Below are 10,354 nucleotides of genomic sequence, written 5' to 3'. Positions count from 1 at the left end.
CCGGTACGCGGTCCCTTGTAGGAGCCGGCTTGCTGGCGATGGTCGTCAACGATAACGCCTGTAACCAGGATAAAACGCGGCGCACCCGAGCCCATCGCCGGCAAGCCGGCTCCCACAGGGATTGCGTTATCGGTGAGTCCCGGGATTGACGCGGTCCCACAGGGATTGTGTGTTTCCCGGGAATGCCTGCGGAGCCTTTTTTTTGCACGATCAGCAATGACTTCTATAGTTGAACTGAACACGAATCCGCTGCGGAGACGCCATGGAAGACATTTTCGTCGTGAAGCGTTGCAACAAGATCATCATCCATGGCCGTCGCGAGGGTGAAAGTGACCACCTGCCACCGGATGCCGCGGTCTGGTATCGCATTTCCGATACCCGCACCGAAGGGTACATCGGAGACGGCTTCGACACTGAAGAAGACGCCCAGCGAGTTTGCGAACAGTTGAACGCCAAATCACAAGTGACAGCCCGACAAAGTTGACGGGATGCCAGCATTTTTTAACGGGTCTATACTGGAAAGGCTGAAGGATCAGCGACCCCAACGGCAGAAAGCTCGCTCCTGGCGGGCTTTTTGCTGCCACAACCAGGTTTCTTGAACGGAGGTGTCTCCCATGTCCGAAAAAGAGTCCATCACCACCCTGCTCACCTTGCTGGATTCCCGTCAGGCCCGCCTGGCAGCAGCCTGCAAGGAAATCGCCGACTGGGTCGATCATCAAGGCGGACACCCCACCGCCCTCAGAATTCGTGATCGCCTGAACGACATCGAGAAGGACACACCGCTGATCCGACACACGCTGTCGTCTCTGCAACCTGTCGACCGGCCTCTACCCCGGTTCAGATGATCCGCCACGGACTTGCAGTGCGAGGATATGCCTGATCGGCCGCATGAGCGGTGACGTCGACGTCTCCGTGTGCGCTCCTGCCTGAGTGACTTTCACCTGTTTGCACGACCCGGCCCGGTGCCGGGATTTTTTGTTGCCCAAAACCAATCGAACGTCACCGCTCGCGTGGGGTCAACCGCTCACACGTCGCGAGGAGACGTTCCAATGGTCACTCATTACAAAGTCAGCGGGCACCTGGCCTGCGGTCACAACGGCAACAACCTGGTATCGACCCGCGAACTCAATCGCGTGAAATGCAGAAGCTGCCGAAACACCGACGCCTACAAAGAGGCTCGCAAGGCCGAACGCAACGCCACCCGTCGCGCAGCACGCAAGGCCAAAGCCGTGCATACCGCCATCAACTGGCGTTCAGCCTGGACCGAGCGACTGACCGCGATGGCCGGTTTGCAACGCCTGCCTCGCGGGTTTGCCGGCCAACCCTTCGTCTAGCATCAGGCTGAAAGAGATTTTCGTAATCCATGGGCCCTTGTCTTGCGCGAGGGCTCGAACGGAGCGGAAAACCATGAACGCAAAAGCCTTCATCGTCATTGCCTGCTTGAGCCCGGCCTGGGCATTTGCACAGGGCTGCGACGTTGTCACCCGCTCCCAGAGCGACTCGGTCCCGGCGATCGACACCCACTCCTGTTATGAGTACCAGGGCATGCCCGGGGATTCGATCAACTGGTCTTGCAGCAACGAAAGCAAGGACATGCTCAGCACCAGCAAAAACAATGTCGGACATTGCGCCGATCACTATCGGGCCACTTGCCTTGGCACCTTGACGCAAGAAGCCCTGGCCAACCCACGATCCATCAGCAAAGACAAAAACAGCAAATCGATCAACATCCCCGACAACGCCCAAATCATCACGTACCACTACGATACCGAACACCTGGCTCAAGCCAGGATCGATTGTGAAACCGGCGGTGGTCGCTGGAACGCCAGATAGCGGCCGGGTCTTTACGGCGGACCGGGGTCCTTGCGCACCGGCTGCATGATCTCGCGCAGGGACATACGCTTGAACGCCTCGACCAGTGCTCGCCCTTCCTGCGGTGCACAAGTGACTGCCAGGCGCATGGTCGCCTCCCCCAGGTGCCAGATCAAAAACGCCGACTCCTGAACCTGTCGCTCATCGAGGTCGGGATACACGCGAAACATCGCCCGGGCCAGCAACACCCCCGCCACCCGGCTCTCGCCCAATTCCAACTGCAACAACTGCTTGTCGGCCTGCATGGCCGACCAGATGTCACGCATCACCGGAGTCGCCATGACGATCTCGTAATATAGATCGAGCAACTGCGAATAGGCCGCCTGCAAGCCTTGGGCGTCCTCGACAGCCTCCATCGCCTCAGTGATGCAACGACGGCTCTCGGCGTTGTAGCGTTCGGCCAGGGTATGGATGACGGAACTCTTGTCGGGAAAATACTGATAAAGGGAACCGATCGAGATCTCTGAGCGCTCGGCGATTTCACTCATCTTCAGTTGATCGCTGCCCTTGTCCGCAATCAATCGAGTCGCCGCGGCCAGAATCCGCTCCTGGCGTTCGCGACTGCGCTGTTGCGTGGGATTGCGTCGAACAGCGACTGCAGCAGGCTGCTCGGAGGCTTCAGGGGTCTTTTTGCGCACGAGTGAGTTCCCGGTCGATAACGTGACATGTACTCACCTTAGCATTGCCAATTCCCATACCCAACAACAGGTGCCGCACGTCGGGCCGTTCGATCTGATGGCTTGACGGATAAACATGAGGATCTATCATCTTTTAAACGTGAGCATCACTCACATTAACCGTTGGAGATGAACGCCATGCAAACCGCTCAACCAATCACACTGGTCCTCGGCGCCACCGGCAAGACCGGACGGCGAATCACCCAACGACTGGAAGCGGCCGGCCTGCCCGTTCGCCACGGTTCCCGCGATGCGAATCCCCCCTTCGACTGGCAGGATCGATCAACCTGGGATGCCGTCATGCAGGATGTACATGCGGTCTACATTTCCTTCCAGCCCGATCTCGCCGTGCCCGGCGCCCTTGAAAGCATCCAGGCGTTCACCGACCTGGCGGTGAAAAACGGAGTCCGCAAACTGGTGCTGTTATCCGGTCGCGGCGAAATCGAAGCGCAGCAGGCTGAGCAAGTAGTACAGGACAGCGGGATCGACTGGACGATTCTGCGGGCCAGCTGGTTTTGCCAGAACTTCAGCGAGGCGCACTTTCTCGAGCCCATCGTGCAAGGCGAACTCGCACTCCCCGTCGGCGATGTCGCCGAGCCCTTTGTCGATGCAGAGGACATCGCCGAGTGTGCCGTCGCGGCCCTGACCCATCCCGGCCACACCCGCCAGCTCTATGAGTTGACCGGCCCCCGCGCACTGACTTTTACCCAAGCCGTGACCGAGATCGCCCGTGCGACCCACCGCACTATCGAGTTCGTGGCCGTGCCCGCGGATGCCTATCGACAGGCACTGGAACAGGAACACCTTCCCCCGGAGCTGATCGATTTGGTGCTGTACCTTTTCACCACGGTGCTCGACGGCCGCAACACAGCCGTGACCGATGGCGTCCAGCGGGCATTGGGACGGCCGGCGTGCGACTTCAGCGACTACGTGCAGCGCACCGCGGCTACGGGCACCTGGGGAAATGAGCGTGCGACGTAACGCATTGGCGGGAACAGGCTTCGTCAGCCAGGGTCTCTGCGTATCGAACTACGGCGCCTTAATTGGCAGGAGCCAGATCAGGCAGACCCGGCGCGCTAGAACCACCCACCGCGATCATCTTCCAGTGCCTGGCGACACTGCTTGAGTTGGGCGTTGTAAATCTCCGACTGCTTCTGCACTTTCTGGGCAACCTGCATCAGCCACGGTTTGGCGCGATAGGAACTGCGGCTATAGCCCCCACGCCCCTCGTGATACGCCAGGTACTGATTGTAGGTATCCCACTTGGAGATTCCGAGCTGACGCTGGGTGCCCGTGGTGTACCACCCGATAAACATGATCGCGTCGTCGAAACTGTCACGCGAACCCCCGTTGCCGGTATCGCCCTTGTATTCGCCCCACACCGGATCCTGCGCCTGCGCATAACCGTACGCGGAGCTGACTCGCCCCCAGGGGATCACCCAGAGCAGGTAGTCACGTGGCGGCAAAGCGTCAGCCACGAAACTGCTTTCCTGCTTCATGATCGCCATGGCCACGTGCAGTGGTGTCCCGAATTCACTCTGCATCTTGAGCGACTCCTCGTACCAGTCGGGATACTCAAGGTAAATACTGCAGAGGTTGCCTTGATCTTTGGGTGGTGCAGTCGTGCAACCTGTCAAAAACGCAAACAACAAAGCCAACAGCAAAACCTGTCCCTGTTTCATTCATCACTCTCAAAAGTAAGGGCACCAGTGCCCTCCGCTGACGGCAAGAAGCCTGAGTCATGCAAGTGCATGCAAACACCTCAGAAGACTTCCAGCTTGATCGCGTCACCCTCAGAGCATTTTCTCCAGGCCGATCTTGTCACTGAGCCAGGCCTTGAAGCTGCGCCATTTGCCACCGGGCTCCTTGCGCAAGACGTGCTGGCGACCGTCGTCCTCGGTGAACCAGACGACCTCGCCGTTTTCCAGCCGGGCCTGGTAACTCATCGCCGGCGCCATGCCCTCAAGCGCCAGTTGGCGCACGTAACCGGCCAGTTCGGGACTGTCGACCAGCACCCCGACTTCAGTGTTCCAGAACACTGAACGCGGGTCGAAATTGAACGAACCGATGAACACTTTCTGTTTGTCCAGGATCATGGCCTTGGTGTGCAGGCTGGAGTCCGAGCCACCACTCAAGCCAAACGAAGAGCTACGACCGGGGTCGTCCGGCTGGCGCCGAAGCTCATAGAGTTTCACGCCATGTTCGAGCAGCTCCTTGCGATACGGTGCATAGCCACCATGCACCGCCGGCACATCGGTCGCTTCCAGTGAGTTGGTCAGCAGGCGCACATCAACGCCGGCATCGGCACGCCCCAGCAGATAATCCATGCCCGGCTTTTGCGGGACGAAATAGGCCGAGATCATGATCAACTCGTTATTGACTCCATCGAGTTCAGGCCGCAGTTGCGTGGCCATCAATAACGCCCGTGCCGGTTCGCCGTCCGCCAGGACCTTGCTCGGAGCGTCCCACATTGCCTTGTTATGGGCCCAGATCAGTTGCTTGCGCCAGGTCGCCAACTGCGGGTGAGTCCGGTAGGTCATGAGATGGTTGTACAACGCCGGGTTCTCGATACGTGAGGCCTCGAGCGACTGCTCCAGGCGCTGACGGCTCTCGAGCAAATCCTGTGCTGTCGGCTTGTTCAGCAGGAAGTCGCTGATCGACTGGCTCAAGGCGCTGTTCCAGTACTGATCGAAGCTATGCCCCAACTGCTCGGCGACCGGGCCGATGCACAGCAGGTCCATGTCGGTGAAGTTGAGATCGGGCTTGGCGTCGAAATATTCATCCCCCAGGTTGCGTCCACCGACGATCGCTGCACTGTTGTCGGCCAGCCAGAGTTTGTTGTGCATGCGTCGGTGTTGTTGGGAAAGATCAAGCAGACGGCCCATGGTCCGGGTGACCACGGTGCTGCGCCCCAGATGCAAAGGGTTGAAGACGCGGATATGGATGTTCCTGTGCACCGCCAGGGTCGCGATGACCTGTTCCTGGCCGTCGCTGGCCGTGTCATCGAGCAAGATGCGGACCCGTACGCCGCGATCGGCTGCCAGCAGCAATTCACGCACCAGCGCCCGGGTGCTCAGGCCGTTATGCACGATGTAGTACTGCAGATCGACGGTTTTCTGTGCGTTGCGGATCAACTCGGCGCGCGCCTTGAAGGCTTCACTGCTGTTGGGCAGCAAGCGAAACCCCGAGCGCCCTTCATGCGCGGCGGCCTGAACCTGGATCGAGCGCCCGAAAGCCGATTCGCTGGCGGGTATCGCCTCGCTGATTTCGTGGGGCAAGCGCGGGGTGGCGCAGCCGACCAGCAGCAGCGCGAGCAACATGGTGCAGAGGAACCGGGACATGGGCTGGTCCTCAAGCTCGACGGGTGTAGTGTTGAACTCGGCATACTGGCTGCCGAGAACATGCAGCCCCCGGTAATCTGCACGGCTTAATCCAGTAAAGCCCGTTTCCGGCAGCCTGTCGAAATTTCCAGGGTAGCGACTGGCCGCTATTCACTGTGCAGCGCCGCCACCGGATGCAGGCGGGCCGCCCGCAGTGCCGGAGCCAGGCCGGCGAGAATGCCGAGCACCGCCGCCAGCAGCAGCGCCAGCAGCAAAAACAGCGGCTGCAGCGCCAGGGGCAGGCTCGGCATGGCCAGGTGCAGTAGCCCGAGCAGGAGGCCCATCAACAGCAGACCCAACAGGCCACCGGCCAGGGACAGCAGCGTCGCTTCGGCGAGAAACAGCCCGAGCACCTGCCGCGGACTGGCACCGATCGCCCGCAACAGGCCGATTTCCGCGGTGCGCTCGCCCACAGTGGTGGTCATGATGGTGAGAATGCCGACGGCGCCGACCAACAGGGAAATGCCCCCCAGGGCACCGATGGCCAGGCTCAGGGTGCCGAGAACGCGGTTGAAGCTGCGCAGCATGTCGTCCTGAGTGGTCAGGCTGAAGTCCTCCACGCCGTGCCGTTCGCTGAGCACCTGGCGAATCTGCCGACTCAACGTCCGCGAAGTGGTGCCGGCGCCGAACACCACATGGACTTTGACCACTCCGGTGCGGTTGAACAGGCTTTCGGCCCAATCCACCGGGATGTAGGCAATATCGTCGAGGTTGAAGCCGAGCAACTGGCCCTTCTGCGCCATCACGCCGATCACCCGGAAACGCACGCCGCCGACACGGATCAGTTCGCCCAGCGGATTGCGTGCACCGAACAGTTCGACACGCAACTGATGGCCGAGCACCACATAGGGCGGCGAACGACCGTCACGGGCCGCGGGCAGGAACTCGCCCAGGCTCAGCTGCATGCGCCAGGCCTGCGCCATCTGATGGCCGCCACCGACAATGTCGCTGCGCCGGCTCAGTTGACCGAACTGGATATCCCCGCTGCCCTGAATGATCGGCACCGCCGCCTCGACATGCGGCAAGCGCCGCAGGGCGTCGGTATCACTGATGGTCAGTGGCCGTACGCTGCCGAGCAGACCGCCGAGGCCGCTGGTCTGGGTCTTGCCCGGGCGCACGGTGATGATCCGCGTACCGAACTGCGAGAAGTTCTCCAGCACATAGCCGCGCACACCTTCGCCGATGGCCGTGAGCAGCGCCACGGCGGCTATCCCGATCGCTATCCCGAGCAGGGTCAGCAGGCTGCGCAAGGGTCGACAGGTCAGCGCCGAGCTGGTCAGCCGCAAACCATCTTGCCAGCGCATCAGTGCGCTCCCGGCGGGCTTAGCGCCGCCACCGGCTCCAGCGCCGAGGCCCGAGTGGCCGGCAACCAGGCGAACAGCAGCGCCGTGCCGAGTGCCAGCAGCACCGCGCTAATCCGCGCCCACCAGGGTGCATAGAGCGGCAGATCGAACGCCTGGCGCCCCAGCCAGAGCAAGGTTTCGGCCAGCAGCAGCCCCGCCAGCGCCCCCGTCAGGGCGAGCAGCGCCGCCTCGCCGAGGAACAGCAGGCGCATCTGCGCCGCCGTCACACCGATGGCTTTGAGCAGGCCGATTTCGGCGCTGCGCTGGCTCACCGCAATCCAGGTCACGTTCATGATCAGGATACCGGCCACCAGCAAACTGATCGCGGCAATCCCGGCCACCGCCAGGGTCAGCACCGCAAGTATCTCGTCGAAGGCGCTGAGCAGGCTGTCCTGGCTGACCAGGGTGATGTCTTCCTCACCCTCGTGGCGCTCCTTGAGCGTGGCGAGTATCAGCCGCTTGCTACGGTCGAGAAAGCCCGGACCCCGCACCTCGACAAACACCCGCAACAACCCCTCGCGATTGAACAAGGCCTGGGCACTGGCCACCGGGATGATCAACATCTCGGAGAAATCCATCCCCAGGGATTCGCCCCGCTCACCGAGGATGCCGACCACCCGGAAGCGCCGGTCGCCGGCGCGCAGCCATTCACCCAGGGCCGGGCGCGCACCGAACAGCTCGCGCCGGAGTTTGCCGCCGATCACGCAGACGGCCTCGGCCTGCTCAGGGTCCAGCGCCGGCAGGGGCTGGCCCTGGACGACCGTCAGTTGGCGAATGGCGAAGAAGTCCCGCGTGGTACCCAGGGTCAGCACCTCACGATTGCGGTTGCCGACTATCACCTCCATCTGCCCGGCCTGCATCGGCGCGACGCGGCGGATGCCCGGCAACCGGGTGATGGCCTGGACGTCCTGCAAGGTCAACTCGTGCGGTGTCAGGCCGGTGAGCGGCGGTATGCGCCCCGTGGTTTCCTTGCGGCCCGGGAAAACGATGAGGATGTCGCGCCCGAGCAGCGAGAATTCGTTCAGGACGAAGGCCCGCGCCCCCGCGCCGAGGCCGGTGAGCAGATTGACCGCAACCACCCCGATAGCGATGGCCAGCAGCAGCATCAGGCTGCGCGACCGATGCCCGCGCAAGGCGCCGATCCAGAAGCCCAGGGCATCGGCAGCGCGCATCAGACCAGCGCCCGCTGTGGCGCAGCACTGTGGATCCGCCCGTCACGCATGTGTAACTGGCGCTGCGCGCGGGCGCCCAGGCTGGCGTCGTGGGTCACCACTATCAGGGTCAGGCCCTCGCCGTTGAGCTCCTCCAGCAGGCTGAAGACCTCCGCGCCGGCCTGGCTATCGAGATTGCCGGTGGGCTCGTCGGCCAACAACAGCGCCGGTTGCATGACCATCGCCCGGGCGATGGCGACGCGCTGGCGCTGGCCACCGGACAGCTCGGCCGGGCGGTGGGCAATGCGCTCGCCCAGCCCCAGGCGCGCCACCAATTGGCTGCTGCGCTTGCGTCGTTGCGCCGCGCCGATGCCGGCGAGGACCATCGGCAGCTCGATATTTTCCAGCACCGTCAGTCGTGCGATCAGGTGGTAGGACTGGAACACGAAACCTATCAGTTGGCTGCGCATTTGCGCACGCCGCGCCTCGCTCAGCGTCGCCGTGGCCTCGCCCTGCAGCCAGTATTCACCGGCGCTCGGCGCATCGAGCAGACCGAGGATGTTCAACAGGGTCGACTTGCCCGAGCCCGACGGGCCCATCACCGCCATGTAGTCACCGGCGGCGATGTCCAGATCCAGACCGTCCAGCCCCATCACCTGCTGTTCGCCCAACTGGAAGCTGCGGCTGCCGCCGCGCAGGCGGATCATCGCTCAGTCTCCGCGGCATCCACCGGGATCACCGACACGGTGTCCTTGAGTCCTTTCTGATCGAGGCTGGCGACTATACGCGCGTCCTCGTCCAGCCCGGCGAGCACCTCGGTCCAGCGCCAGTTGCTCAAGCCGGTTTGCACCGCCACCTCGCGCAACACCCGGGCGCTCGGGTCATAGCGCAGCACACGCTGCCCCTCCAACAGGGTTTCGGTGGGGATGCGCAAGGCACGTGCGCGCTGCTCCAGGAGGATCTCGACATCGGCGCTATAGCCGGTCAGCAGGGCCAGATCGGCCGGCGGCTGGTCGAAGCGCACCTCGACATCGACGGTGCGCGCCTGCTTCTCCAGCTCACGCACATAGGGTGCGATGCGACTGACGCGGCCGGCGAAATGCTGGCCACGGAAGGCATCCAGGCTGATCCGCACGGCGGTGCCGGGGCGAACCCGGGCAGCGTCCACCTCATCGATCGGCGCCTCGACATACAGGCAGCTGTCGTCGATCAGATCGACCGCCGGCGGCGTGGGAATACCCGGCGGCGAAGGGGTGACGAACTCGCCGAGTTCGCCGTTGATTTCTGCGACTATGCCGGCGAATGGCGCACGCAGGGTCGTCTGCTCCAGCAGTGAACGCTGCAACTGCAGGCTGGCGTCGGCCTCGCGGATCAGCACGGCACTGGCACTGCACATCAGCTTCGCCAGGTGAGCCTTGGTCTCGGCCTGATCGAGGCGATCAGCGGCCACCAACTTGCGGTCGGCCAGTTGGCCCAGGCGATCGAGGTCGCGGCGGTCCAGATGAGCCTGCTGGCAGCGCTGTTCGCGGACACTGCGTTGGGCCTCCAGCCGCGCCTCGGCCTCCTGCAGCCGAGCCTGTTGTTCGTCCTGGCGCAGGCGCATGAGCACCTGACCCGCCTCGACCCGCTGGCCCTCGCCGATCAGCAACTCGGCAACCTGGCCGCCAACATTGAAGGACAGATGCGAACGTCGACAGGACTTCAGCGTACCCGCGCGGGTGTTGGCCACCAGTGTCTCCACCGGCCCTCGCTCAACCTCCAGCAGCCTGACCGGCAACGGCTGTGGGCGACTCAACCAACCGCCCAGTACCACCAGACAGGCCAGCATCGACGAGCCAATCAATAATTTGCGCATGGCCTGTACCTCCTCCCCACTTGGCTTGAGCCTAGGTCAGGAAGGTAAAAGCTCAACGCGAAACGTCATTTATCCG

General features: G+C 62.8%; 12 protein-coding genes. 5 read left to right on the top strand and 7 right to left on the bottom strand.

Annotated features, from left to right (window positions below; all coding sequences use genetic code 11):
• The first annotated feature begins 262 nt into the window (after positions 1-262).
• The 4 genes from EI969_RS11765 (at position 263) to EI969_RS11750 (ending at position 1,833) form a co-directional block, all read left to right on the top strand.
• On the top strand, positions 263-484 hold the full coding sequence (locus EI969_RS11765) for a hypothetical protein (RefSeq protein WP_160387954.1): 222 nt from the start codon (positions 263-265) through the stop codon (positions 482-484).
• A gap of 130 nt (positions 485-614) precedes the next feature.
• Positions 615-845 carry a hypothetical protein gene (locus EI969_RS11760; RefSeq protein ID WP_007975977.1) on the top strand — a complete coding sequence of 77 codons (231 nt, stop codon included), beginning with the start codon at positions 615-617 and terminating at the stop codon, positions 843-845.
• A 204-nt stretch (positions 846-1,049) separates the two neighbouring features.
• Positions 1,050-1,334 (top strand): hypothetical protein, encoded by a 285-nt coding sequence (locus EI969_RS11755; protein ID WP_160387953.1) that lies wholly within the window; start codon positions 1,050-1,052, stop codon positions 1,332-1,334.
• 73 nt (positions 1,335-1,407) lie between these two features.
• Positions 1,408-1,833: a hypothetical protein gene (locus tag EI969_RS11750; protein ID WP_160387952.1), complete on the top strand. Its 426-nt coding sequence runs from the start codon at positions 1,408-1,410 to the stop codon at positions 1,831-1,833.
• A gap of 11 nt (positions 1,834-1,844) precedes the next feature.
• Here EI969_RS11750 and EI969_RS11745 read toward each other — a convergent pair whose 3' ends face one another.
• The gene (locus EI969_RS11745) at positions 1,845-2,510 is read right to left on the bottom strand and encodes a TetR/AcrR family transcriptional regulator (protein ID WP_160387951.1); all 666 of its coding nucleotides are present in this window, start codon (positions 2,508-2,510) and stop codon (positions 1,845-1,847) included.
• 177 nt (positions 2,511-2,687) lie between these two features.
• On the opposite strand from EI969_RS11745, the gene EI969_RS11740 reads away from it, so the two are divergent.
• A complete protein-coding gene (locus EI969_RS11740; protein WP_160387950.1) occupies positions 2,688-3,530 on the top strand; it encodes an NAD(P)H-binding protein in 843 nt (280 codons plus the stop codon).
• 95 nt (positions 3,531-3,625) lie between these two features.
• Here EI969_RS11740 and EI969_RS11735 read toward each other — a convergent pair whose 3' ends face one another.
• From EI969_RS11735 to EI969_RS11710, 6 genes are all read right to left on the bottom strand, one after another.
• Positions 3,626-4,231 carry a hypothetical protein gene (locus EI969_RS11735; protein WP_160387949.1) on the bottom strand — a complete coding sequence of 202 codons (606 nt, stop codon included), beginning with the start codon at positions 4,229-4,231 and terminating at the stop codon, positions 3,626-3,628.
• Positions 4,232-4,342: 111 nt separating this feature from the next.
• Positions 4,343-5,890, bottom strand: a complete 1,548-nt coding sequence (locus EI969_RS11730; protein ID WP_160387948.1) for a phospholipase D family protein — start codon at positions 5,888-5,890, stop codon at positions 4,343-4,345.
• A gap of 146 nt (positions 5,891-6,036) precedes the next feature.
• On the bottom strand, positions 6,037-7,233 hold the full coding sequence (locus tag EI969_RS11725; protein WP_160387947.1) for an ABC transporter permease: 1,197 nt from the start codon (positions 7,231-7,233) through the stop codon (positions 6,037-6,039).
• Entirely contained in the window at positions 7,233-8,444 is a 1,212-nt protein-coding gene (locus EI969_RS11720; protein ID WP_160387946.1) for an ABC transporter permease, read from the bottom strand. The genes EI969_RS11725 and EI969_RS11720 overlap by 1 nt, the downstream gene beginning before the upstream one ends.
• Positions 8,444-9,130, bottom strand: coding sequence for an ABC transporter ATP-binding protein (locus EI969_RS11715; RefSeq protein WP_160387945.1), 687 nt, complete (start codon positions 9,128-9,130; stop codon positions 8,444-8,446). The genes EI969_RS11720 and EI969_RS11715 overlap by 1 nt, the downstream gene beginning before the upstream one ends.
• Positions 9,127-10,278, bottom strand: a complete 1,152-nt coding sequence (locus EI969_RS11710) for an efflux RND transporter periplasmic adaptor subunit (protein WP_160387944.1) — start codon at positions 10,276-10,278, stop codon at positions 9,127-9,129. The genes EI969_RS11715 and EI969_RS11710 overlap by 4 nt, the downstream gene beginning before the upstream one ends.
• Between the last annotated feature and the right edge of the window lie 76 nt (positions 10,279-10,354).

The sequence above is a fragment of the Pseudomonas sp. PB101 genome (genome assembly GCF_009764265.1).
GTDB lineage: Bacteria > Pseudomonadota > Gammaproteobacteria > Pseudomonadales > Pseudomonadaceae > Aquipseudomonas.
Note: the sequence above shows the minus strand (reverse complement) of the source record. Positions and strands in the feature narration are given on the sequence as shown.